Source organism: Mycolicibacterium hippocampi (genome assembly GCF_010723735.1).
Taxonomy (GTDB): Bacteria; Actinomycetota; Actinomycetes; order Mycobacteriales; family Mycobacteriaceae; genus Mycobacterium; species Mycobacterium hippocampi.
This window is the reverse complement of the sequence record NZ_BLLB01000002.1, coordinates 4,520,179-4,543,771: the sequence shown is the minus strand read 5'-3', so window position 1 is coordinate 4,543,771 and position 23,593 is coordinate 4,520,179. Positions and strand designations below refer to the sequence as shown.

Annotated in this window: 28 protein-coding genes; 14 read left to right on the top strand and 14 right to left on the bottom strand. The window is 66.7% G+C overall.

Annotation, left to right across the window (positions count from 1 at the left end; all coding sequences use genetic code 11):
• Nucleotides 1–66: 66 nt before the first annotated feature.
• The 9 genes from G6N53_RS22850 to G6N53_RS22810 all read left to right on the top strand — a co-directional run bounded on the left by G6N53_RS22850 (nt 67) and on the right by G6N53_RS22810 (nt 7,818).
• The gene (locus tag G6N53_RS22850; protein ID WP_163892542.1) at nt 67–1,323 is read left to right on the top strand and encodes a glutamate-5-semialdehyde dehydrogenase; all 1,257 of its coding nucleotides are present in this window, start codon (nt 67–69) and stop codon (nt 1,321–1,323) included.
• Between the two features lie 48 nt (nt 1,324–1,371).
• Nucleotides 1,372–2,268: an AAA family ATPase gene (locus G6N53_RS22845; protein ID WP_163892539.1), complete on the top strand. Its 897-nt coding sequence runs from the start codon at nt 1,372–1,374 to the stop codon at nt 2,266–2,268.
• Nucleotides 2,268–3,701, top strand: coding sequence for a vWA domain-containing protein (locus G6N53_RS22840; protein ID WP_163892536.1), 1,434 nt, complete (start codon nt 2,268–2,270; stop codon nt 3,699–3,701). Before G6N53_RS22845 ends, G6N53_RS22840 begins: the two co-directional genes overlap by 1 nt.
• 69 nt (nt 3,702–3,770) lie before the next feature.
• The gene (locus tag G6N53_RS22835; RefSeq protein WP_163892533.1) at nt 3,771–4,499 is read left to right on the top strand and encodes a GntR family transcriptional regulator; all 729 of its coding nucleotides are present in this window, start codon (nt 3,771–3,773) and stop codon (nt 4,497–4,499) included.
• 15 nt (nt 4,500–4,514) lie between these two features.
• Nucleotides 4,515–5,177: a nicotinate-nucleotide adenylyltransferase gene (nadD, locus tag G6N53_RS22830; RefSeq protein ID WP_163892530.1), complete on the top strand. Its 663-nt coding sequence runs from the start codon at nt 4,515–4,517 to the stop codon at nt 5,175–5,177.
• Nucleotides 5,174–5,554, top strand: coding sequence for a ribosome silencing factor (rsfS, locus tag G6N53_RS22825; protein WP_163896262.1), 381 nt, complete (start codon nt 5,174–5,176; stop codon nt 5,552–5,554). Before nadD ends, rsfS begins: the two co-directional genes overlap by 4 nt.
• On the top strand, nt 5,551–6,228 hold the full coding sequence (gene gpgP, locus G6N53_RS22820) for a glucosyl-3-phosphoglycerate phosphatase (protein ID WP_163892527.1): 678 nt from the start codon (nt 5,551–5,553) through the stop codon (nt 6,226–6,228). The genes rsfS and gpgP overlap by 4 nt, the downstream gene beginning before the upstream one ends.
• Complete coding sequence (octT, locus tag G6N53_RS22815; RefSeq protein ID WP_163892524.1) at nt 6,218–6,973, top strand: diglucosylglycerate octanoyltransferase; 756 nt, start codon at nt 6,218–6,220, stop codon at nt 6,971–6,973. The genes gpgP and octT overlap by 11 nt, the downstream gene beginning before the upstream one ends.
• 5 nt (nt 6,974–6,978) lie before the next feature.
• Entirely contained in the window at nt 6,979–7,818 is an 840-nt protein-coding gene (locus G6N53_RS22810; RefSeq protein ID WP_163892521.1) for a DegV family protein, read from the top strand.
• 75 nt (nt 7,819–7,893) lie between these two features.
• On the opposite strand, the gene G6N53_RS22805 is transcribed toward G6N53_RS22810, so the two are convergent.
• Together G6N53_RS22805 and G6N53_RS22800 are read right to left on the bottom strand one after the other, a co-directional pair.
• Nucleotides 7,894–8,202: a hypothetical protein gene (locus tag G6N53_RS22805; RefSeq protein ID WP_163892519.1), complete on the bottom strand. Its 309-nt coding sequence runs from the start codon at nt 8,200–8,202 to the stop codon at nt 7,894–7,896.
• A gap of 204 nt (nt 8,203–8,406) precedes the next feature.
• Nucleotides 8,407–8,736, bottom strand: coding sequence for a hypothetical protein (locus tag G6N53_RS22800; RefSeq protein ID WP_163892516.1), 330 nt, complete (start codon nt 8,734–8,736; stop codon nt 8,407–8,409).
• Between the two features lie 194 nt (nt 8,737–8,930).
• On the opposite strand from G6N53_RS22800, the gene G6N53_RS22795 reads away from it, so the two are divergent.
• Nucleotides 8,931–10,565 carry an HNH endonuclease signature motif containing protein gene (locus G6N53_RS22795; protein WP_163892512.1) on the top strand — a complete coding sequence of 545 codons (1,635 nt, stop codon included), beginning with the start codon at nt 8,931–8,933 and terminating at the stop codon, nt 10,563–10,565.
• Nucleotides 10,566–10,576: 11 nt separating this feature from the next.
• On the opposite strand, the gene G6N53_RS22790 is transcribed toward G6N53_RS22795, so the two are convergent.
• Nucleotides 10,577–11,635, bottom strand: coding sequence for an NAD(P)H-dependent amine dehydrogenase family protein (locus tag G6N53_RS22790; RefSeq protein WP_163892508.1), 1,059 nt, complete (start codon nt 11,633–11,635; stop codon nt 10,577–10,579).
• A 59-nt stretch (nt 11,636–11,694) separates the two neighbouring features.
• Between G6N53_RS22790 and G6N53_RS22785 the strand changes: the two genes are divergently transcribed.
• Nucleotides 11,695–12,501 carry an SDR family NAD(P)-dependent oxidoreductase gene (locus G6N53_RS22785; protein ID WP_163892505.1) on the top strand — a complete coding sequence of 269 codons (807 nt, stop codon included), beginning with the start codon at nt 11,695–11,697 and terminating at the stop codon, nt 12,499–12,501.
• Here the strand turns inward: G6N53_RS22785 and G6N53_RS22780 are convergent.
• Together G6N53_RS22780 and G6N53_RS22775 are read right to left on the bottom strand one after the other, a co-directional pair.
• Nucleotides 12,488–12,781: a ferredoxin gene (locus tag G6N53_RS22780; protein ID WP_163892502.1), complete on the bottom strand. Its 294-nt coding sequence runs from the start codon at nt 12,779–12,781 to the stop codon at nt 12,488–12,490. The genes G6N53_RS22785 and G6N53_RS22780 overlap by 14 nt on opposite strands.
• Nucleotides 12,778–13,923, bottom strand: a complete 1,146-nt coding sequence (locus G6N53_RS22775) for a 3-ketosteroid-9-alpha-monooxygenase, oxygenase component (RefSeq protein WP_163892499.1) — start codon at nt 13,921–13,923, stop codon at nt 12,778–12,780. The genes G6N53_RS22780 and G6N53_RS22775 overlap by 4 nt, the downstream gene beginning before the upstream one ends.
• A gap of 135 nt (nt 13,924–14,058) precedes the next feature.
• Here G6N53_RS22775 and G6N53_RS22770 point away from each other — a divergent pair, with 135 nt between their 5' ends.
• Nucleotides 14,059–15,765, top strand: a complete 1,707-nt coding sequence (locus G6N53_RS22770) for a 3-ketosteroid-delta-1-dehydrogenase (RefSeq protein ID WP_163892496.1) — start codon at nt 14,059–14,061, stop codon at nt 15,763–15,765.
• Here the strand turns inward: G6N53_RS22770 and G6N53_RS22765 are convergent.
• A complete protein-coding gene (locus G6N53_RS22765; protein WP_163892493.1) occupies nt 15,762–16,436 on the bottom strand; it encodes a PadR family transcriptional regulator in 675 nt (224 codons plus the stop codon). The two genes, G6N53_RS22770 and G6N53_RS22765, sit on opposite strands and share 4 nt — an antisense overlap.
• 124 nt (nt 16,437–16,560) lie before the next feature.
• Between G6N53_RS22765 and G6N53_RS22760 the strand changes: the two genes are divergently transcribed.
• Nucleotides 16,561–17,085, top strand: a complete 525-nt coding sequence (locus G6N53_RS22760) for a flavin reductase family protein (protein WP_163892490.1) — start codon at nt 16,561–16,563, stop codon at nt 17,083–17,085.
• Nucleotides 17,078–17,692: a PaaI family thioesterase gene (locus G6N53_RS22755; RefSeq protein WP_163892487.1), complete on the top strand. Its 615-nt coding sequence runs from the start codon at nt 17,078–17,080 to the stop codon at nt 17,690–17,692. Before G6N53_RS22760 ends, G6N53_RS22755 begins: the two co-directional genes overlap by 8 nt.
• Nucleotides 17,693–17,838: 146 nt before the next feature.
• Here the strand turns inward: G6N53_RS22755 and G6N53_RS30320 are convergent, their stop codons facing one another.
• From G6N53_RS30320 to G6N53_RS22715, 8 genes are all read right to left on the bottom strand, one after another.
• Nucleotides 17,839–18,015 (bottom strand): FAD-binding protein, encoded by a 177-nt coding sequence (locus G6N53_RS30320; protein WP_237166613.1) that lies wholly within the window; start codon nt 18,013–18,015, stop codon nt 17,839–17,841.
• Between the two features lie 34 nt (nt 18,016–18,049).
• Complete coding sequence (locus tag G6N53_RS22745) at nt 18,050–18,838, bottom strand: SDR family NAD(P)-dependent oxidoreductase (protein ID WP_163892484.1); 789 nt, start codon at nt 18,836–18,838, stop codon at nt 18,050–18,052.
• Between the two features lie 60 nt (nt 18,839–18,898).
• Nucleotides 18,899–19,681 (bottom strand): SDR family NAD(P)-dependent oxidoreductase, encoded by a 783-nt coding sequence (locus G6N53_RS22740; protein ID WP_163896260.1) that lies wholly within the window; start codon nt 19,679–19,681, stop codon nt 18,899–18,901.
• 60 nt (nt 19,682–19,741) lie between these two features.
• Nucleotides 19,742–20,080: a nuclear transport factor 2 family protein gene (locus tag G6N53_RS22735; RefSeq protein ID WP_163892481.1), complete on the bottom strand. Its 339-nt coding sequence runs from the start codon at nt 20,078–20,080 to the stop codon at nt 19,742–19,744.
• Between the two features lie 16 nt (nt 20,081–20,096).
• Complete coding sequence (locus tag G6N53_RS22730; protein ID WP_163892478.1) at nt 20,097–21,173, bottom strand: hypothetical protein; 1,077 nt, start codon at nt 21,171–21,173, stop codon at nt 20,097–20,099.
• A 108-nt stretch (nt 21,174–21,281) separates the two neighbouring features.
• Nucleotides 21,282–22,226, bottom strand: coding sequence for an alpha/beta hydrolase (locus G6N53_RS22725; protein WP_163892475.1), 945 nt, complete (start codon nt 22,224–22,226; stop codon nt 21,282–21,284).
• A 2-nt stretch (nt 22,227–22,228) separates the two neighbouring features.
• Nucleotides 22,229–23,089: an SDR family NAD(P)-dependent oxidoreductase gene (locus tag G6N53_RS22720; RefSeq protein WP_163892472.1), complete on the bottom strand. Its 861-nt coding sequence runs from the start codon at nt 23,087–23,089 to the stop codon at nt 22,229–22,231.
• Nucleotides 23,090–23,093: 4 nt separating this feature from the next.
• Nucleotides 23,094–23,585, bottom strand: a complete 492-nt coding sequence (locus tag G6N53_RS22715) for a polyketide cyclase (protein WP_163892469.1) — start codon at nt 23,583–23,585, stop codon at nt 23,094–23,096.
• Nucleotides 23,586–23,593: the final 8 nt, after the last annotated feature.

The following is a 23,593-nucleotide window of genomic DNA, read 5'->3' as shown; positions in this document are numbered from 1 at the left end:
CGTCGCGCTGTGACAACCTCAACGGCCGGTCCGGTCCGCGCGCCGCCCACCGGATACGCTGGCCTGATGCATGTGCAAGCCCCTTCGGCACCTGACCTGCGCGGGCAGGTCCACGACGCCGCCCGCCGCGCACGGGTCGCGGCTCGCGCGCTGGCGACGCTGGGCACCGATGCCAAGAACCGCGCGCTTCGCACCGCCGCCGACCACGTGCTGATGAACACCCGCGCCATCATGGAGGCCAATCAGGCCGACCTCGACGCCGCCCGCGCCGCCGGCACCGCGGAGGCGATGCTCGACCGCCTGGCGCTCACCCCGACCCGCATCGAGGGCATCGCCGACGGATTGCGCCAGGTCGCCGGCCTTCCGGACCCGGTCGGCGAGGTGCTGCGCGGCAGCACGTTGGTCAACGGTCTGCAGTTGCGTCAGCAGCGGGTGCCGCTCGGCGTCATCGGGATCGTGTACGAGGGTCGCCCCAACGTCACCGTCGACGCCTTCGGATTGACGCTGAAGGCGGGCAACGCAGTTCTGCTGCGTGGTAGTTCGTCGGCGGCGAAGTCCAACGCCGCGTTGGTCACCGCGCTGCGTGCGGCGCTGGAGACCGAGAACCTCAACAGCGACGCCGTGCAGTTGCTTCCCAGTGATGACCGGGCCAGCGTCACCCACTTGATCCAGGCCCGCGGTCTGGTCGACGTCGTGATCCCGCGCGGCGGAGCGGGATTGATCGATGCGGTGGTGCGCGACGCCCAGGTGCCGACCATCGAGACCGGTGTCGGCAACTGCCACGTCTACGTACACGAATCGGCCGATCTCGAGATGGCCGAACGCATTCTGCTCAACGCCAAGACACGCAGGCCCAGCGTGTGCAACGCGGCAGAGACGGTGCTGATCGACGCGGCCATCGCCGATGTCGCCGTGCCCAGGCTCACCGCTGCGTTGCAGAACGCCGGGGTGACGGTGCACGCCGATCCGTCCGAGGAGGAACTGCGAGCGGAGTTCCTGTCGATGGACATCGCGCTGGCCATCGTGGATGGAGTCGACGGCGCCATCAGTCACATCAACGAGTTCGGCACCGGCCACACCGAGGCCATCGTCGCCGCGGATCTCGCTGCGGCCCAACGGTTCACCGAACGGGTGGATGCTGCCGCGGTGATGGTGAACGCGTCCACCGCGTTCACCGACGGGGAACAGTTCGGTTTCGGCGCAGAGATCGGCATCTCCACCCAGAAGTTGCACGCCAGAGGCCCGATGGGCCTGCCAGAGTTGACGTCCACCAAGTGGATCGTGTGGGGCTCACCCGTTACCGGCCACACCCGTCCCGCCTGAGTCAGGAGAGCAAACATCGATGAGCGCTTGCGCGAAGAGGATCAATCCATGAGCTTCCCCGCACGTACGGTGCCGATATTCGCCGACATCGACGATGTCGCACGTCGGTTGTCCGAGACCGGCTATCTGCCCGACACCGCCACCGCCACCGCGGTCTTCCTGGCCGACCGGCTGGGCAAGCCATTGCTGGTCGAGGGGCCCGCCGGTGTCGGCAAGACCGAACTGGCCCGCGCCGTCGCGCAGGCCACCGGCTCTGAGCTGGTGCGGTTGCAGTGCTACGAGGGTGTGGACGAGGCGCGGGCGCTCTACGAGTGGAACCACGCCAAGCAGATCCTTCGTATCCAGGCAGGAAACGCGGGTGCGGGGGGCGACGGTGAAGACTGGGACCGCACCAAGGACGACGTCTTCTCCGAGGAGTTCCTGCTGTCCCGTCCGCTGTTGACCGCGATCCGGCAGACCGAGCCGACGGTGCTGCTGATCGACGAGACGGACAAGGCCGACATCGAGATCGAAGGTCTGCTGCTTGAGGTGCTCAGCGATTTCGCCGTGACAGTGCCCGAACTCGGCACCATCACCGCCACCCGTAAACCGCTGGTGGTGCTGACATCCAACGCCACCCGGGAGCTGTCCGAGGCGCTCAAGCGTCGCTGCCTGTTCCTGCACATCGACTTCCCCGACCCCGACCTCGAACGTCGCATCCTGCTCTCGCGGGTTCCCGAACTGCCCGCACACCTGGCCGAGGAGCTGGTCCGCATCATCGGCGTACTGCGCGGCATGCAGCTCAAAAAGGTGCCGTCGGTGGCCGAGACCATCGACTGGGGTCGCACCGTGCTGGCGCTGGGATTCGACACCATCGACGACGAGCTAATCGCGGCGACGCTGGGTGTCGTGCTCAAACACCAGTCCGACCAGATCAAGGCCTCCGGGGAGCTGAGGCTCAACTGATGGCGGTCCGACGCACCCGCCCGCCGCAGCCGCTGGCGCCCCACGGAATTCCGGGCCATCTGGTGGAGTTCGTGGAAGCGCTACGCGGACAAGGGATCTCGGTGGGTCCGTCGGAGACGGTGGATGCCGGCCGGGTGATGGCGACGCTGGGCCTCGGCGACCGGAACGTGCTGCGCGAGGGCATCGCCTGCGCCGTGCTGCGCCGCCCGGACCATCGCGAGACCTACGACGCGTTGTTCGACCTCTACTTCCCGGCCGCACTCGGTGCCCGGACGGTGCTCGACGACGAGACCGACGAACAGGGGTTGCCGGCCGAGGACATCGAGGCGCTGCGCAGCGCGCTCGTCGACATGCTCAGCGACAACGAGGAGCTGGCCAACCTCGACGAGCGGCTGGCCGCCATGATCGCCCAGATCGTCGAGGCGTACGGACGCTACAACTCCAGTCGCGGCCCGTCGTACTCGTCGTATCAGGCGCTCAAGGCGATGAGCCTGGACGATCTGGAAGGTCGGTTGCTGGCCGGGCTGCTGGCCCCCTACGGCGAGGAACCCACACCCACCCAGGAGCAGATCGCCAAGGCGCTGGCTGCTCAGCGGGTCACCCAGCTGCGCAGGATGGTCGAAGCCGAGACCAAGCGGCGCACCGCCGAGCAGTTGGGCCGCGACCACGTGCAGATGTACGGCGTCCCGCAGCTCGCGGAGAACGTCGAGTTCCTCCGGGCATCCGGCGAACAGCTACGGCAGATGCGCCGCGTGGTGCAGCCGCTGGCGCGCACGCTGGCCACCCGGCTGGCCGCCCGGCGGCGGCGGTCACGTGCCGGTGAGATCGACCTGCGCAAGACGCTGCGCAAGTCGATGTCCACCGGCGGCGTGCCGATCGACGTGGTTCTCAAGAAACCGCACCCGGCGCGGCCCGAGCTGGTGGTGCTGTGCGACGTGTCCGGTTCGGTGGCGGGCTTCAGCCACTTCACGCTGCTGCTGGTGCACGCCCTGCGCCAGCAGTTCTCCAGGGTTCGCGTGTTCGCCTTCATCGACACCACCGACGAGGTGACCCAGTTGTTCGGCCCCGACTCCGATCTGGCGGTCGCCGTGCAGCGCATCACCCGGGAGGCGGGGGTCTACACCCGGGACGGCCACTCCGACTACGGCCACGCGTTCGTGTCCTTCCTCGACCAGTATCCGAATGTGCTCTCGCCGCGCAGCTCGCTGCTGGTGCTCGGTGACGGCCGCAACAACTACCGCAATCCCGAGACCGAACTGCTCGCCCACATGGTCAATGCCAGCAGGCACGCCCACTGGCTCAATCCCGAACCCAGACACCTCTGGGGAAGCGGTGATTCGGCGGTGCCGCGGTACGAGGACGTCATCACGATGCACGAATGCCGTTCGGCCAAGCAGCTGGCCTCGGTGATCGACGCCCTGCTGCCCGTCTAGTTCAGCCCGTCAACACACGTTCGCCGCGAACCGCATCTGGACCGTGCTCACCCCCGCTACGCTGCATGGATGCCTTCAGGCGCGCCGCTGTACATGACGATTGCGGCCGACGTCCGCGACCGGATCGCCTCCGAGCAACTGGCGCCTCACACGCTACTGCCGTCTGAACGTGAGCTGGCCGAAGTGCACGGCGTCAGCCGGATGACCGCGCGGCTGGCGTTGTCCCTGTTGGAGAGCGAAGGTCTGGTGTACCGGAACCCGCCGCGCGGCACGTTCGTCGCCGAGCCCCGGGTGCGGTTCCACGTCGGCAGTTTCTCCGAGGAGGTCGCCCGGATGGGCCGCAGGCCCGCCGCGCGTCAGCTGTGGGCCGTGCACCAGCCCGCCACCCCGGTGGTGCGTGGCGCCCTCGGCCTGGCCGCCGGCGCCTCCGTGCACGCGTTCCACCGGCTGCGCACCGTCGACGATGTCCCGTTCGCACTGGAGACGACGTACATGCCTGCCGCGCTCACTCCCGGGATCCTCGACGAGCCGGAGCAGGGGTCCCTGTGGGCGGCGCTGCGCAACCGGTACGGGATCGAGCTGGCGCGCTCGACGGCGGTGCTGGAGTCGATCGTGCTCGACGACGCGACCAGCGTGCAGCTGGGAGTACGGGCCGGATCGGCGGGGACCCTGCTCACCCGGCGCACCGAGGACACCACCGGCCGGTGCGTGGAGTACGGGTACGACGTGTACCGCGCTGATCGCGCCGCATTCGAGGTCACCGAAGTTCTCCAGACGCCCCGGCTCTCGGGGGTCTGAGTAAGCTCGCTATTCGTGCAACCAGGGGAGCGACGGCAGAGAAGGCTGGGGGTGATGGGTGGGACCTTCGATCCCATCCACAACGGTCACCTCGTGGCCGCCAGCGAGGTCGCCGACCTGTTCGAACTCGACGAGGTGGTGTTCGTCCCCACCGGTCAGCCGTGGCAGAAGCGCACCAGGACAGTCACCGCCGCCGAGGACCGCTATCTGATGACGGTGATCGCCACAGCCTCCAACCCGCGGTTCTCCGTCAGCCGGGTGGACATCGACCGCGGCGGGCCGACCTACACCAAGGACACGCTGCGCGATCTCTACGCCCTCAATCCCGACGCCGACCTGTACTTCATCACCGGCGCGGATGCGCTCGCGTCGATCCTGTCGTGGCAGAACTGGGAAGAGATGTTCGCGATCGCCAGGTTCGTCGGCGTCAACAGGCCCGGGTACGAACTCGACGGCAAACACATCGCGGCCGCGATGGCGGAACTACCCTCCGACGCGCTGCACCTGGTCGAGGTGCCCGCGCTGGCGATCTCCTCGACCGACTGCCGGGTCCGCGCCGAGGAGTCCAGACCCATCTGGTATCTGGTGCCCGACGGTGTCGTGCAGTACGTCGCGAAACGGGATCTGTACAGAAGTGAAAAAAGCCCCAGCCTCACAGGTGAAGGAGACCGGTTCTGACCGCCACCAAGGAAGCCATCGACATGGCCGAAGTCGCCGCGCGGGCCGCTGCGGCCAAACTCGCCGACGACGTCGTCGTCATCGACGTGTCCGGTCAACTCGTCATCACCGACTGCTTCGTCATCGCCTCGGCGTCCAACGAGCGGCAGGTGAACGCGATCGTCGACGAGGTCGAGGAGAAGATGCGCGCCGCCGGACACAAGCCGGCCCGCCGTGAGGGCACCCGCGAAGGCCGCTGGACCCTGCTCGACTACGTCGACATCGTCGTGCACATCCAGCATCAGGACGAGCGCAATTTCTACGCGCTGGACCGGCTGTGGCGGGACTGCCCGACCGTGCCCGTCGACCTGGACGATGCGGGGGAGCCGACCGAATGACGATCCGCCGCCTGGTCATGCTGCGGCACGGTCAGACCGAGTACAACGCCGGCAGCCGGATGCAGGGCCAGTTGGACACCGACCTCAGCGAACTGGGGCGGGAACAAGCTGTCGCCGCGGCCGAAGTGCTCGCCAAGCGCCAGCCGCTGCTGATCGTGTCGTCGGATCTGCGGCGCGCGCTGGACACCGCCGTCGCGCTCGGTGACCGCAGCGGGCAACCGGTCAGTATCGACACCCGGTTGCGGGAGACCCATCTCGGTGACTGGCAGGGGATGACGCACCTCGAGGTCGACGCGGTCGCTCCAGGCGCCAGGCTGGCATGGCGGGACGATGCGCGCTGGGCTCCGCACGGTGGTGAGAGCCGCGTCGATGTCGCGGCCCGCAGTATGCCGCTGATGCGGGAACTGGTGGCAGGGCAGCCCGAGTGGGGCGGCGACGAACCCGACCGACCGGTGGTGCTGGTGGCGCACGGCGGGCTGATCGCCGCCCTGACCGGTGCGCTGCTGGGGCTGCCCGTCGACAACTGGCCGGTGCTGGGCGGCATGGGCAATGCCAGCTGGGTGCAGTTGGCCGGACACTCTCGGCCCGACGGGGCGCGGGACTCTTTCGACGACATCCGGTGGCGTCTGGACGTGTGGAACGCCTCGGCGCAGGTCGCCAACGATGTCCTCTGAGTCGCCTGCTGTGGATCTGCCCCGCCGGACCCTGCTGCTCTTCTGTGACTCGCTGTCCTACTACGGTCCGACCGGTGGTCTGCCGTCCGATGATCCCCGCATCTGGCCGAACATTGTTGCCGATCAACTCGGTTGGGATCTCGAACTGATCGGACGGATCGGCTGGACCAGTCGCGACGTGTGGTGGGCGGCCACGCAGGACCCGCGGTCGTGGGCGGCGTTGCCGCGCGCCGGGGCGGTGATCTTCGCGACGTCCGGGATGGATTCGTTGCCGTCACCGTTGCCCACCGCTCTGCGCGAGATGATCCGGTACGTGCGGCCGCCGTGGCTGCGCCGCTGGGTGCGGGACGGCTACGGGTGGGCGCAGCCACGGTTCTCACCGTTCGCACGGCCGGCGTTGCCCCCGCATCTGACCGTGGAGTATCTCGAAATGACGAGAGCCGCAATCGATTTCAACCGGCCCGGAATTCCGGTGGTGGCTTCGCTGCCGTCGGTGCACCGGGCGCCCACCTACGGGCTGGCGCACCACGGCAGGCCGGGAACGGTCGAGGCGATCACGCAATGGGCAGTCGAGCACCAGGTGCCGCTGGTCGATCTCAAGGCGGCGGTGTCCGAGCAGGTGATGAGTGGTCGGGGCAACCCGGACGGCATCCACTGGAACTTCGAGGCGCACCGCGCGGTGGCGGAACTGATGATCAAGGGACTCGCCGAAGCCGGTGTGCACCTGCCTGATTCGAGCGGTTAGCAGTCATGTCTGTAGTGGTTGTCTGCGATTCGTCATCGCGCCTGCGGCTCGACGAGCGTAAGCGCTGGGACATTCGCGAGGTGCCATTGCATGTGCTTGTCGACGGCATGGACCTGCGCGACGGCGTCGACGACGTCCCGTACGACATCCACGACCGGCACGGGGTGACGACTGCGGGAGCCACGCCGGCCGAGCTCGTCGAGACCTATCGCCTGGCTCTGGCCGACAGCGGGGGTGACGGCGTGGTGGCAGTACATCTGTCGGCCGCGCTGTCGAGCACCTACAGTGCAGCCGTCACGGCGGCGCGAGAGTTCGGACCGTCGGTGCGGGTCGTGAACTCCCGTTCGGCGGCGATGGGTGTCGGTTTCGTGGCGATGGCCGCGGCTCGGTACGCGGCCTCGGGTGCCGATGTCGATTCCGTCGAAGCCGCGGCGCGGTCGACATTGGGCCGTACGAACGTCTTCCTCGTCGTGCACCGCCTGGACAACCTGCGGCGCAGCGGACGGATCCGCACGACCGCGTCGTGGCTGGGCACTGCGCTGGCGCTCAAACCCCTGCTGTGTCTGGACGTCGACGGGAGACTGGTGCTCGACCAGCGCATCAGAACCGTAACCAAGGCGCACGCCGCGATGGTGGAACGGGTCGCCGAGGTGGTGGGCGAGAACACGGCGGACGTCGTGGTGCATCACGTCGACAACCACGATGCCGCCGACGCACTGGGAGCCGCACTGACGCGACGTCTTCCGCAGTTGTCATCGCTGACCGTCGCCGACATGGGGCCGGTGCTGTCGGTGCATGTGGGTGGCGGAGCCGTCGGGGTGGCCATCCAGGTCGCCGAACCGTAGGCGGCCACGCAGTCGCGGAATGACAAAAGGGGCGCCCCGGGGGGGAGGGGGCGCCCCTTATTGTGGTTTCGGGGGTTACTTGACGTCGACGAAGACGACGTTGCCGGTGGTTTCGAGGACCTGGTCGTCGCCCTGGGCGTCCCAGACGTATTCCCGGATCGGCTGGCCCTGGCGGACCGAGACGACTTCGGCGCTGTCCAGTGCGGTGGATCCCTGGCGGTTGACGATGACGCGGTTGCCGTCGGCCTCGAGTGAGGCGATGGTGTCGGCGGCGTTGCCGGAGCCGGACGGGGCGGCGGCGGCGGAGCCGGCCAGCCCGATGAAGGCGGCGGTGAATCCGGCGGCGATGGCGGTGGCGGTGGTGGCGGCGGTGAAGTTCTTCATGGTCTCTGCTCCCTATGTGTTCTACATCTTGCTGATCTTGTTGGTTCTGATGGCTTAAACCAGCAGGTCAGGGGATTAATTCCGGTGGCAGTAATTGAACGGCTGCTGGCAGAAACACCTCGGTCCCGTTGCTCGCCGAGGCCGCGGTCGCTGACGAGAAAAGGGGCACCTCCTGGTGGAGGTGCCCCTTTCGGCTCTGTGGGGTTACTTGACGTCGACGAAGACCACGTTGCCGGTGTTCTGCAGAACCCGGCGGTCGCCCTGGGCGTCCCAGACGTATTCGCGGATCGGCTGGCCCTGACGGACCGAGACGACTTCGGCGCTGTCCAGTGCGGTCGAGCCCTGGCGGTTGACGATGACGCGGTTGCCGTCGGCCTCGAGTGAGGCGATGGTGTCGGCGGCGCTGCCGGAGCCCGAGGGGGCCGCTTTCGGCGGCCACGGCCCGGCAGCGGCGGGACCGGCCAGCCCGATGAAGGCGGCGGTGAATCCGGCGGCGATGGCGGTGATGGTGGTGGCGGCGGTGAAGTTCTTCATGGTCTCTGCTCCCTATGTGTTGGGTCGGAGCCGTGGAGCGAATCTCGCGGTTTCGACGTTCTGTGTTGCTTTCTTGTGGTTCTGATGGCCTAAACCGGCAGGTCAGGGGTTTAATTCCGGTGGCAGGATATGAACGACGGCTGGCAGAAACACATCGGTGAAACTTGTCAGTGGGTCGAACTAGTGTTCGAAGCATGTTCGATGAAGGACTCCCCGAAACCGCGGACCTGGCCTCGCTCACCGATGCCGAGTTGGTCGACGCCGCCCGAGGGTGGGCGCGCACCGAAAACGCCGCGTGTGCGCGCAAGTTGTCGGTGATGGCCGAGATCTTCACCCGCCGCACCGACCTGCCCCCCGGGGATCGCGAATCGTGGTGGCTCGACCCCGAAGCCGCCGTGGTCGCCGAACTGGCCGCCGCCCAGAACATCACCCGCTCGTTGGCCTCGCATCAGGCCCACCGCGGGGTCGCGCTGCGTGATCGGCTGCCCAAGGTCGCCGCACTGTTCGACGCCGGGCTGATCAGCGAAATGCTGGTCCGGGCGATCGTGTGGCGCACCTACCTGATCGAAGACCCCGCCGCGATGACCGCCGTGGATGCTGAACTCGCCGAGCGGATCGGTGCGTGGGGCGCGCTGTCGATCAAGAAGACCGAACAGGCCATCGACGCGCTGATCGAACGCCACGATCCCGGCGCGCTGCGCCGCGCCCGCGAATCAGTCAGCCGCCGCGATGTGCAATTCGGCTCCCCCGGCGACCCACCCGGCTACACCAGCCTGTGGGCTCGACTGTTCAGCGCCGACGCCGCCCTCGACGAGAAACGTGTGCAGGAGATGGCCTACAGCGTCTGTGACCGTGATCCCCGCAGCGCCGAGGAGCGTCGCGCCGACGCCCTGAGCGCGCTGATCCAACAGACCACCATGAGCTGCCAGTGCGCAGATCCCGACTGCGAGACCACCCGCGCCAACCCCAACGACAAGAACACCGTCGTCTACGTCGTCGCCGACCACGAGACCCTCACCGCCGCCAGCCAAGACAGCCCCAGTGACGGTGGGGATCCCAGTGACGGCGGGGATCCCGGTGACGGCGACGCCGGACCCAGCGGGCCCGACGGTGGGTCCGGCGGCGGGGATCCCGGTGACGGCGACCGTGACGACAGCGGCGGTCCCGGCGACGAGCCCAACGGCGAGCCCGAGAACAAGCCCGAATCCTGCACCCCAGCGTCGCCGGCGTTCGTGTTCGGAGCCGGGATCCTGCCCGCGGTCCTGCTCGACCCGCTGCTGGCCCGCGCCCGGCTGCGCACCGTCACCCACCCCGGCCTGGCCCCGCCCGAGCCGCGCTACACCCCCTCCCGGGCACTGGCCGACTTCATCCGCTGCCGCGACCTGACCTGCCGCTTCCCCGGCTGCGACGCCCCAGCCACCGAAGCCGACATCGACCACACTGTGCCCTACCCGGTCGGACCCACCCACGCCTCCAACTGCAAATGCCTATGCCGCTTCCATCACCTCCTGAAAACCTTCTGGACCGGCGAGAACGGCTGGCACGACCGACAACTACCCGACGGCACCATCATCTGGACCAGCCCCACCGGCCACACCTACACCACCCACCCTGCAGGGGCGGCCCTGTTCCCCGCGCTGAGCCCACCCACCGCGGCCCTGTGGGACGGCGACCCACCCCGAAACACCAACACCACCACCGACCAACGCGGCGCCATGATGCCCCGACGCCGACACACCCGCGCCCAGAACCGCGCCCACACCATCACCGCCGAACGCCGCCTCAACGACGACCTCGTCGCCGAACACAACAAACCACCACCCTTCTGAAGCGGTGAGATTCAGACTGCCGAGCGGCCGGTGATGGGCGGCAGATCGGCCAGTGTCACGATGCCCGGTGCCGCGGCGACCACCGCGGGGACCGCGTTGGTCACCGGCATCGCGGTGTAGATCATGCCCAGCCCCATGAAACCGGGTTCGGTCCAGTCCTTGGGCGGCAGGCAGTGCACCACGGTGCGCATGTTCGGCAGGCCGAACACCTGGACGACGTGGCCGTGCTCGAGCGGCTTGGGTGGGGTGACCTGATCGCCCATGATCCAGTTGAACCCGACGCTGACCACATTGCGGTCGCCGACCCAGCCGCGGTGGTAGCCGTGCACGCCGGCGACGGTGCCCTTCGGGATCTGCATGAAGCCGAGGTCGCTGTCACCGGTGGCCGCGGTGAACGTCACGTCGAACGTGATCCGGTCGAGCGTGGCTCCGATCGCGTCGGCCATCATCGCGGCGGACTCGGCGAACACCTCGCTCTCCCTGCGCACGTTCTCGGCCAGGCCCGGCGTGTCGGGGTCCTGGGAGAAGCCCATCGCGGTCTGGGTGCCCGCGGACTCATAGGTGGAGCAGTCCACCGATTCGGTGATCCGGATCTCGTCGACGCGCTCACAGGCGCCCGAGAGCACCATCCCGACCAGGTTGCTCATCCCCGGATGCGCACCGCTGCCGAAGATCGTGGAACCGCCCTTCTCGCAAGCCGTTCGAATGCGATTCAGATCCTCCGGCGACTGCTTGCCACCTGTGATCCAGGCAGCACTGGAGCAGACGTTGATACCGGACTCCAGCAGCCGGACCAACTCGTCGATGCTGGGCCACAACGGGTTGTAGCAACAGGCATCAGGCTTGAGCGCCACCAGCTTCTCGATGTTGTCGGTCGCCGTCACCCCGGTGGGTTCAGGCCACCCGGACAGCTCCGCCGCGTCGACTCCGACCTTGTCGGCGCCATGGGCGAACACGCCGACCAGTTCCATGTCGTCGCGACCGATGATGGCATGCAGTGACCGTCGCCCGATGTTGCCGGTGGTCCACTGGATGACACGTAGCGGTGGGTCGGGGTGAGCTCTGCTCATGACATCTCCTCGTCGAGAGTGGGTCAACAGATGAAGCTACTGCCTCTAGGGTTGGTCACATGACTGACCCGGCCCCGGTAGCCGTGGTGACCGGTGCCAGCCGGGGCGCCGGACGCGGCATTGCGACTGCACTGGCGGCCAACGGTTGGCGGGTGTACGGGACGGGGCGCAGCATGCTCGACGCGCCCGAGGGCGTCGTCGCGGTCCCGCTCGACCATCGGGACGATGCCGCCGTCGAGCGGCTGTTCGAGCGGGTGAGCCAGGAGTGTGACCGGCTGGATCTGTTGGTGAACAACGCCGCGGTCATCTCCGACGATCTGATCGGCGCGGCACCGTTCTGGGAGAAGCCCCGCGAGCTGGCCGACGTGCTGGACGTCGGTCTGCGGTCGTCCTACATCGCGGCCTGGCACGCCGCTCCGCTGCTGCTGGCCGCGGACCGCGGGCTGATCGTCTTCACCTCCTCGCCGGGGTCGGTCTGCTACATGCACGGCCCGGCCTACGGGGCACAGAAGGCCGGCGTCGACAAGATGGCCGCCGACATGGCGGTCGACTTCCGCGGCACCGCCGTCACAACGGTGTCGATCTGGATGGGAATCCTGTTGACCGACAAGCTGCGTTCGGCCTTCCACGACAATCAGGACGCGCTGGCGGAGTTCGCCGAGCAGGCCGAGACCCCGGAGTTCACCGGCCACCTCATCGATGCGCTGTACTACGATCCGACTCTGGGTGAGCTCAGCGGCCAGACGGTGATCGGTGCGGAACTGGCGCAGCGGTACGGGGTCACCGACGAGGGGGGCCGTAGGCCGCCTTCGCACCGCGAGATGTTGGGAGCCCCAAGGGAGCCGAGTTCTGTCATCGTCCGCTGACAGTGGAATCCTGGTCGACGATCGGCAATTCGCCGCGGCGCACCGCGTCGGAAATCGAGATGCTCAGCGCCGTGCACGCGAGAAAGAGTTCGTGTTCCCCAGTCGGCGCGAGCTGCTCTGCGGCATCTCGCTCGAGGCAACTCTCCGAGGCCGCCGCATCCCATTGCACGCTGGTTTGATTCCAGCTGCTCTTGCGCACCATGACGCGGGCCGCGCATCGCCCGCAATCCACCATCGTCATGGGGGCCTCGGCGAGCCTGTTGTCGGCGCGCAGGGTCATCCCACGGTTCCCGACACCGCGGCCCTGGCTGCCATGTTGTGCTCGATCTCCTTCATCCACGCCTCGCTCGGACGGGTGGTGTCCAGCTCGAACTCGAAGCGGTCCACCATGTCCGGCGTGACGTCGGCGACGTCCACGTAGAACTGCTCGTACCAGCGACGCAGCTGATACACCGGCCCGTCCTCTTCGACCAACAGGGGGTTGTCGATGCGTGCCTTGCTGCGCCAGATAGCGACGTCCTGCTCGAAACCCATCTTCACGAAATCGCCGAGAGCAACGGCCGTCTGGATCGCGAGGTCTTCGGGAAGGAACTCCGATTTCTCCACGACGATGCCGTACTGCAACACAAAGGAATTCGCATCGATGGGGTAGTGGCAATTGATCAGCACGGTGCGCTGATCAGTGCCTTCGTAGTGGTAGGTCAGGTCATCGATCATGAAGGAAGGTCCGTGATAGGACGCCAAGGACGTCGTGCCGATCAGCTTGACCCCCTCGGGATCTCCCAGATCGGGTCGAGCGCCGCTCTTCATGTACTGGGTGGCTACGTGATCTTCGAAGATGTTCTTGAAGTGGGTGGGCAACGAGCCGTGAATGTAGAAGAAGTGGGCCATGTCCACGACGTTGTCGATGATCTCGCGACAGTTGGTGTTGACCACTGTGGTGTACCAGTGCCAATCGGTCCAGTTGTCGCTGGTCGCCCCCTCGATGCGGGGAATGGTGACATCGGCGGGGGGTGGTTTGCGCTCCGGATCGTTCCAGACGAAGAGCATCCCGTCCTGCTCCATCGTCGTCCACGTGGCCGTACGGGCCAGGCGGGGCACCCTTCGGGCGTAAGGCACGTTCTTGCACCGTCCGTCGCCGCCCCAGCGCCAGTCGTGGAAGGGGCAGGCGATCTCATTGCCCTTGACCTGCCCCTGGGAGAGGTCGCCGCCCATGTGCCTGCAGTAGCTGTCCAGGACGTTGATTGCGCCATCCGCGCCGCGGAAGACCACGAGCTTCTGGCCGAAGGCGTTCACCTGATGCGGTGATCCGTCGCCGAACTCCCTTGTCAGCCCCAGACAGTGCCAACCCCGGGCGAAACGAGTCGGCGCCGCCTCGGCTTCGATCAATCGAACCTCGTCATGCTGGCTGGCGGTGGTCATCTGAACCGTCCTTATAGATTGGCTCGGGTCGGTGTTGAAGGCATTGAATCGGTTTTTGTGCCCCTGCCGGACACCGTCTTCCGCTCATTGGGACAGCGCGGTCGACCCAGTCGCGGGTTGTCCTACGTTTCGCCTGTGACGACTGCGCACTCCTCGACCATTCCCACCGGATTGCCCGTCCGCGACACCACCGTCGACCTGCTGGTCGTCGGCTCAGGCACCGGCATGGCGGCGGCCCTGGCGGCGCGCGAGCGTGGCCTATCTGTGCTGATCGTGGAGAAGTCCTCCGTGGTCGGCGGGTCCACCGCACGATCGGGCGGAGCGCTGTGGTTGCCTGCCAGCCCGGTGCTGGCCGAGGCCGGCGCCGGAGATAGCGCCGAACGCGCTCAGACCTATCTCTCATCAGTCGTTGCCGACACCATCTCGACCGCGCGAGCAAGCGCATTCCTTGCCAACCAGGCGCCGACGGTGGAGATGTTGCGGCGCACCACGCCCATGCGTCTGTTCTGGGCGAAGGACTATTCCGATTACCACCCTGAGAAACCAGGCGGCTCCGCGGCGGGGCGCACCTGCGAGTGCCGACCGTTGGACACGTCGATCCTCGGCGAATACCGCTCCCGGTTGCGTCCGGGGGTAATGAAGGCCTCTGTCCCGATGCCCACCACCGGCGCTGATTACCGCTGGCTCAATCTGATGGCGAGGGTGCCCCGCAAAGGCCTGCCTCTGGTGGCGAAGCGGCTGGCGCAGGGTATCGGCGGGCTGCTGCTCGGCCGGCACTACGTCGCGGGCGGGCAGGCACTGGCGGCCGCCTTGTTCTCCGGAGTGTTGCGGGCCGGCATTCCGATCTGGACGGACACGACGCTGACCCGCGTGACGACCGAAGGTGACAGGGTCACCGGCGCGGTGGTGGAACAAAACGGACAGGACTACACGATCGCCGCCAGGCGCGGGGTCGTTCTGGCTGCCGGAGGGTTCGACCACAGCATGGGCATGCGGTGGAAGTTCCAGTCCGAGGCCCTCGAGTCACACGCCAGCCTGGGTGCCGAGACGAACACCGGCGACGCAATCCGGATCGGCCAGGAGGTTGGCGCCGCCATCGATCTGATGGAGCAATCCTGGTGGTTCCCCGCGGTCGCCGCGCTGCCCGACGGAGCGCCGGCGGTCATGCTGGCCGAGCGCTCGCTGCCCGGGTCGTTGATCGTCGACCAGTCAGGCGCCCGCTTCACCAACGAGTCGGCCGACTACATGTCCTTCGGGCAGCGTGTACTCGAACGGGAACGCGCGGGCAACCCGGTGGAAACGATGTGGATCATTTTCGATCAGCAGTACCGAAACAGTTATGTCTTTGCTGCAGAACTGTTTCCGCGGATGCCGATCCCGCAGAGCTGGTACGAGGCGGGTATCGCTCACAAGTCTGCAGATATGGGCGGCCTCGCCACGGCGATCGGTGTGCCCCGCGAGCAGTTCCTCGACACCATCAACCGTTTCAACTCCGGCGCCTACGCCGGCAGTGACCCCGACTTCCGGCGCGGACAGAGCGCCTACGACCGGTACTACGGCGACCCGACCGTGACCCCGAATCCGAACCTCCGACCGCTGACCCAGGGACCGTTCTACGCGGTCAAGATGGTGCTGAGCGATCTGGGAACCTGTGGCGGCCTACAGGCCGACGACCGGGCCCGGGTGCTGCGCGAAGACGGTTCCGCGGTTGATGGTCTGTATGCCCTCGGCAACACCGCGGCGAATGCGTTCGGCGCGAGCTACCCCGGCGCCGGAGCCACGATCGCTCAGGGGCTGGTCTTCGGTTACATCGCTGCCCGGGATGCAGCAGGACAGGACTAGGACCGTTCTTCGTCTTCTGCTGCGACCCGCTGTTCGACTTCTCGCCAGTATCGCGGGCCGGGACCGGGTACCCCGGCCGCGCCGCCGGAGCGCGCATAGGCCTCTTCGGCTTCGTCGAGATCCTTGATCATCTGTTGGGCGAGCTCACGCTCGTTCGTGTAGTACCGGGCGGCCCACTGCAGGGCCAGACGCGGGTAGGCCCACGCATCCAACGTTTCGGCGCCGTGTGCATCGTGCGCTGCCTGTCGCTGCATGTTCTCGGCGAATTCGACGTGTTCCTGCAACAGCTCCTTGAGCTTCCCGGGGTCGGCCAAGTGTCCGAACGCAACCCTGAGCAGCACACCGTGTTTCAACATCGGCGGCTCAGCGGGAGTATCGTTGGCCCAACCTCTCACGGCCTGCAGCCCAGCTGCGGTGATCTTGTAGAGGCGGCGGCTACGGGCACCGTTGTCGTGATCGAGGCGCGAGGTGACGAGGCCGAGCTTCTCGAGCTTCTTCAGTTCGGCATAGATCTGGCTGAACGACGGACTCCAGTAGAAATACCGAATGCTCCATTCCGTCACCTTCTTCACGTCGTAGCCCGAGAGCTCGTCCTCGTACGACAGGATGGCCAGGATCGCCCAACTGGTCGCGGCAAGAGCCGGTTTCGCCGCGGGATCGTCACCTTCCATTGCGGAAGACTAGCAACCCGACCATTGAGTGGCGCGTGTGACGACCGGTGGTCGGGAGTTGGTGTTGCGTGCGTCCACCCCGCCGGACACTCTGCAATCAGACAGCCGACAGCCATGGAGAGCGATGAACACTTCAGACCATCAACCGCCCGGCGCACGCGTGATCAACCGGCCGGATGCAGTGACGATGCGTGCGGTGCTGGGGCATTTCTGTACCGGCGTCGCGGTGATCACCGGGCATGACGGTGCCCGCCCGTACGGCTTCGCCTGCCAATCGGTGACGTCGGTGTCGCTGGATCCGCCCTATGTCTCGTTCTGCCCTGCACACACCTCGTCGAGCTGGCCGCTGATTCGAACCGTGGGACGGGTCTGCATCAACGTGCTGGCCGTCGGCCAACGAACGGTGTGCGCAACGTTCGCCACGTCGGGTGTCGACAAGTTCGCAGAGGTCTCGTGGGCACCTGGCGACAACGGGGCACCGGTCCTCGACGGCGCACTGGCCTCTATTGAGGCCGACGTCGAATTCGAGCATGGCGCTGGAGACCACACCATCGTCGTGGCCAGGGTGACCGGCCTTCACGCCCACGAGGGCAGGCGTCCGTTGCTGTTCTACCGGGGCGGATACGGCGGCATCGACCTCCATGACTGATCCGCATCCGCTGGAGGCGGTGTACGAACCGCTGGCCGTCTCGGTACGCAAACTCATCGATGTCACCATCCGCACCGAGGCTGATGCCGCCGCGGTGCTCGCGGCGAGGCAGCTCATCGACACTGCATGTGAGCAGCTCAGCGTCGAACTCATGCCGGGATCGTTCGGCCTTCGCACGACCCCCGACGGGCAGGGCAGCGCCTGGGGGAACGTCGCGATCGGTATCCGTAACCCCGTCGCGCCGCCGTTGTTCGTGCACCACGAACCGGACGGTCAGGTGTGGACGGAGTTCGTGCTCGGTGCGGCCTACGAAGGTCCGGCCGGTCACGTGCACGGTGGCGTGTGTGCGCTCGTGCTCGACCATGTGCTGGGTGCCACCGCGCATCAGCCAGGCCGGCCCGCCTACACCGGCACGCTCACCGTCCGGTATCTGAGGGGCACGCCGTTGGGGCCGCTGCGTGCCCAGGCCCGCGTGCAGCGGGTGGAAGGGGTCAAGACGTTCGCGGTCGGGGAGATCACCGACGGGCACGGGGTCACGGTGCAGGCCGAGGGTGTGTTCATCCATCCCAAGCAGCGGCCACCGTTGGAGGCGGGGCCGGCCGCGTAGAGGCCGGCACACCGGCCCGCCCTTGAAATCGACGCTCTGCTCTGTCAGCCACGTGATGAGTCCAGGGCTCTGTTCGCAGCACCGGTCGAGCGTCTCGTCGCTGACGGCGTCACCAACCTCCTGTATGAGGTACGCCCGAAGATTATCTATGGTGTCCGCATACCCGCGTCGCACTGTTCCTGGGTGCCAACTCCGGCATAGGTGATGCCGCCTGAGAGGGCGGTGGCACCGCCCCCGTAGCCGCGATCCAACACGAGCGCCCGCGCGCCCCGATCTGCTGCCTCGATCGCCGCTGCCGCGCCGGCGGCCCCGAACCCGACCACGAGACGTCGTACTCGCGTGTTGGACCCATGACGGTCAAAGCACCGACTTCATCTGCCTGGCAACAAATCCCGTGGTGCGCTTCGCCGAGATCCAACACAGTGCGCTGAGGAGGCGAGCATCGGTACCGACCACCACCCGGAAGCTGTCCCTTGTCATGCCGTCGACGATCTTCGCCGCGGCCACCTCAGGAGTCGTGGAGCGGACCTTGCGCCCGCCTGCATCAACCATCTGCACACCCGAGTTGCCGGCAAGGTTCGTGCTGACGTTACCGGGAAAGACCGTCACGACATGGACATTCGTGTCGAGCAGTTCAGCATAGAGACCTTCGCTGAATTGCTTCACCGCACCCTTGCCGGCGCCGTAGAAGATCTGACCGGGGAACGGGATCAATGCCGCCAGACTCGACATGTTGGTCAGATTCGCCTCAGGCCGCTCGACCAGGATGGGAAGGAAGGCGCGGGACACGTTGACCGTCCCCCAGAAGTTGACGTCGATGATCCTGTCGATATCGCCGACGGACAGTTCGGTGAACGGAGCGAACCGGTGGATGATGCCGGCGATGTTCACCACGCCGTCGATCTGCCCGTGGACGTTGGTCACCTCCGCAGGCAGCACCGCGACCGCGGCGCGATCGGTCACGTCGACCCTGTGCGGGAATACCGCGTCCCCTGCCCCGGCAAGTTCTTTCGTCTCCGCGAGCCCTCGTTCGTCGAGGTCGACCGCGGACACCCGCGCCCCCCGGCGGGCCAAGCCGAGAACGACCTCGCGGCCGATCCCGTTGCCTCCACCGGTGACAACGAAGACCTTGTCCTTGATCTGCACAGTCCGGAGTCCTTCACTCAGATAATCAGCGGTCCTTAGATGCTGGGCGGTCGGTCCGACTCAGGCGTGCGCGCCACCATCGACACGGATCTCGGTGCCGGTGATGAAACGGCCGTCCTCGGAGGCGACCATCGCGATCACCGATGCCACCGCGCCCGGATCGCCGAGTATCTCGTTGTCCCGGCCACCGATCAGTGGGGTCTGCTTGGCCCACAGCCCGAGGTCATAACCCTCCGGCATCTTGTCCAGCGTGCTCAACGCCAAAGCGGTTGCGACACCTCCTGGTTGGACGTTCACCGCGCGCAAGCCCTGCTTCGAGTACTCCAGCGCCAACGCATGGGTGAACGCCAGCACGCCGCCCTTGCTCGCGGCGTAAGCGGCCATGTACGGGTGTGCGAACGACGCCGCCGTCGACGTGAAGTTCACGACCACTCCATGCCCGGATGCCAGCAGCGCAGGCAGTGCCCGCCGAGTCATCAGGAAGGTTCCCGTGAGATTGACCGCCAGCGTGGTGTTCCAGTCGTCGAGGGTGTGCTCGTGAGTGTGCGCGCAGCGCTGTATCGCTGCGGCGTTGACGAGGACGTCGATGCCACCCAGCTCGGTGGCCGCGGCGTCGACGGCCGTCGTGACCGCATCCTCCGACGAGACGTCGAGGACGGCGGTGGTGAGCCGCATTCCGTCGCCGGTGTCGTCCGCGGCGGCCGCAGTGGCGGCCAGTCCGTCGGCGGAGACGTCGTACGCCACAACCGTGCCACCTTCAGCGAGCAACCGGGCGACCGTGGCCTGCCCGATGCCCGAGCCGGCACCCGTCACGAGTATCTTACGGTCGTCGAATCTCTGCATTTCCATCCCTTCGATCATGCTGACTGCAGCACGTTGAGGTCTCCGAGTGTGATGTGAACATCAAAAGTGGCGATGCTTGATTCGCCACCCCTTGGGTGTTCTGACGAACTGATCCCGGTAGACCTCGATGGCTTCGTACGGAACGAGCGCGGCCCGCGCCCCTTGGCCGATGTGCATGACGCGTGCTTTGGTGAAGCACTGAGGGGGTGGCCCATAGTTGTCGAGAAAGCTCCGGATCGATGCCACTCTGGCATGCCGTCGTTCGATCAACGATCCGCAGCGACCGACCACATCGGGGGTGAAAACGCCGTCCAGGTCCGCCCAGTCCCGTGTGTCCAGGCACGCCGGGTACTCGTTCACCACGTCGACGACGGCGTGGTCGATCGGTGCACTCGCCACACGCTCGAGTCGTCCACTAGGCCATCTGAAATGCGCTCAGCGGTGCTTCGTCGGGGTAGATCGTCGGTCCGCCGAGATCGTAGGCGGCGTTGAGTGCCCCGATGAACTCCGGGTCGTGCAATGGCGCGCTGGGGATGTCGAGCTTGATACCGGTCGTGGCGAGGTTGTCGACCAGCATGTCAATCGCCTTGTCGATGGTCAGGTCATCGGACCCGTCCATGTTCTTCTTCAGTTCGTCGAAGTCGGAGAACACCTCCGCTGACCAGTGCACCAGGAAGCGCAGTTCGTCGGTGTGGTGGCGGGCGATCACATGGTCGTCGTTCTTCAGCACCCACATGGAGCGATCGTCGGGGTCCCCGGCGAACACGGTGTCGAACTCCAGCCCTGACGGGACCTGTTGTTCCAGTGGCCCGTTGGCCTCGCCCCGGTGCATCATCATCTCGTTCTGGACTACCACCCCGCGGTTGTACACCGGGGGAAGCAGGCGCTGCGGTTGCTTGAGGGGCCCTTCCGGCCAGTAGGTGAATCCGCTGGTCGAGTCGTGGGAGAACCAGGTGATGACCTGCGCCATCTTGATCAGGTAGTCGGTGAACAGTCCGGACTTGCCCATCACGCTGCACAACCACGTCGGCGCATTTTCGTGGCGCACGCCGCGGAAGCTCGGCGAATCCAGATGTCCCGGATCACGATTGGCGCACGGCCCGTTGATGTTGAACAGCATCAGTTCAGGCTTGGCGTACTCGGCTTGCCAGTAGGACTTCGCCATGTCGAGGAAGCGCGCGTTGTAGAACACGTCGTGCAGTTCCGGATAGAGCACGGTCCCGTAATTCGCCAGATAGCCACGGAACGTCGGGGTCAGGAACAGGTCCAGCGACGGGGTGAATCCCTCGGGGAACGCACCGCTCATCGTGGCCATCAGTTCGTCGGCCGAGGCGAAGTGCTGGGCGATGATCAGCTTCCACGGACCGTCGGCGCGGACCACGTCGAGGAGACGGTCGCGCTGGTCGTCGGTGTAGACGTTGCTGACCTCGACGGGCGGGGACGCGGGTCGCAGGACGTCGGACAGCGCCATCCGCCGTTCATCGGTGAGCATGAAGTCTCCTCTTGTCGTTCACTGGTAGGTCGATTGTGTGCTGAATCTCAGCGGTGCATATCGGTGCTTTCCGGTGATCGGGACAATCGCGTCAGAACCGCGATGTGGTCAGAATCGCAACGGGTGGGTGAATTTCGCCCGGAGCAGGGCGCCGACCTCAGCGATGGCCAGCCGACCGCGAGCCGTCGCGTCGGCGCGCATCAAGAACCCGTGGTAGACGCCGGGATAGCGAGTCACCGTGGTCTGCACGCCGGCGTCGCGCAGCCGCGCGGCGTACCGTTCGCCCCAGTCTCTGATCGGGTCGCACTCGGCGGTCACCACGATCGCAGGGGGAAGCCCCGTCAGGTCGGTTGCATACGCCGGCACCCGGTAGGCGTCGTGCGGTGCGCCCGCTCCGCGGTCGGCCAGGTCGTGCATGTAATGGATGTCGTCCAGCGACAGCATCGGGGCGTCGGGCAGCGCGACGATCGACGGCGCGGCCATGTCACGGTCCAGACCCGGATACATCAGCACCTGCGCGACGATGGCGGGTCCGTCGTGGTCGCGCGCCGCCAGGCTCACCGCGGCGGCCAATGATCCGCCGGCACTGTCGCCGGCCACCGCAAGCCGCGCCGGATCGACACCCAGACGGTCGGCGTTGTCGAACACCCACGAGGTGGCGGCGAACGCATCGTCGAACTGCGCCGGCGCCGGGTTCTCCGGGGCCAGTCGGTAGTCGACCGCGACCACCGTGGCGTCGCCGGCAGCGGCCAGCATCCTCGCCAGGGGTTCAAACGACCGGTTGGAGCCCAGTACCATTCCGCCGCCGTGGAAGTAGACCACTACCGGCCCGCCGGCATCGGAACTCGGACGGTAGATGCGCAGGGCGATCTTGCCTGCCCGGCCCGGGATCGGACAGTCCTCCACGGCGACCATGGGTGGCATGTCGTCGGGCAGGGGAGCCGACTCGAGTCCGTGCCGCACCGCATCCAGGCCGCGCCGGCGCATCGGGGGTATGGCTCCGAACGCTGCGACTCGGGCCGCGGCGTCGGGATCCAGTGACCAGACGGTCACGCTCAATGCTCGGCAGGATCGAACCGGCGCCGCGTCCGCAGCATCGGGGGTCGTTGTTCGGCAAGGACATTGGCGCGTTCGGTCATCGCCGATCCGACGTACTCAGGCTGGGTGAGCAGATAGAACCGACCCTGCGCGGCCTGCTCGAACACCACCTCCGCGGCGGCTATGGGATCCATGGCCTCGGCCTTGATGTCGAGCATGGCGGTGCGCTGAGATTCCGCGGCGGCTACGTCACCGTTGCTGACACCGCCGGCAGACTCGAAGATGTTGGAGACCACCGCACCGGGCAGCACAGCCTGCACGTGGATGTGGTCGTGCCCGGCGTGCTGAACCTCGAGCTGCAGGCACTCGGTCAGCGCGAGAATTGCATGTTTACTCATGATGTAGGGCGCTTGCAGGGGGACGACGGCGACGCCACCGATCGATGACAGATTCCACACCCACGCGGGTGTGCCCGCCTCGATCATCCTGGGCAGGAAGGCGCGCACACCGTGGAATACGCCGTTGATGTTGACGTCCACGACGCGGTTCCAATTGGCCACCGGGGTATCCCACAGGTATCCGAATTGTTCGACGCCGGCGTTGTTGACCAGCAGTCGCACCGGACCGATCTCGCGATAGATGCGATCGGCCAGTTCAGCCACCGCATCGGCGTCGCGGACGTCACACACCGTCGGCACCGCATGCCCGCCCGCCGCGGTGAGCTCGTCGCTCAACGCGCGCACTGCAGCGCCGTCGACGTCGGCGAGCACCACTGTCATACCCAGGTGCGACGCGTGGCGGGCCAGACCGGCGCCGATGCCTGCTCCGGCGCCGGTGACGACAGCGACGCCGCCGGCGAAGATGTCGCGAGCGGACATCGGGTCAGGAACCTGCTGCTGCGCCGGCGGCATTATTGGCGGTGTATTCGGCGAGCGGGATCGAATCCTCGGCGTCGAGAAGGACCTTCATCGACGTGAAGACCAAGCCGCGGTCGCCGCGGCGGATGCCGACATCGGCCACACCGCTGGACACGTCGAAGGGTACCGAGTTGGTTACCTGGTTGACGTACATGTAGAAGCGCGCGTTGGTGATCTCGCCGTCGGTGCCGGTGCGGAAGATGTTGGTGGCGTGGTGGCGCAACGGATAAGGGTTTTCGTTACGGTGCTGGGTCAGCCAGGCCAATGTCTCGGCACCGCCGTGCACTTCGGCGGCGAGCAGATGCTCGAACGGGCAGTTACCCGACTCGGACCGGCTGAGGTACTCCATTTCCTCGCCGATGCGCAGTGCGAGTTCGTCGAAGTGGCCCTGGTCGTAGTGGTACCAGAATCCGGCAATGAACTCCTGAACCTCGGGCAGCGTGATCTCGTTGGTCATGGCTGTGA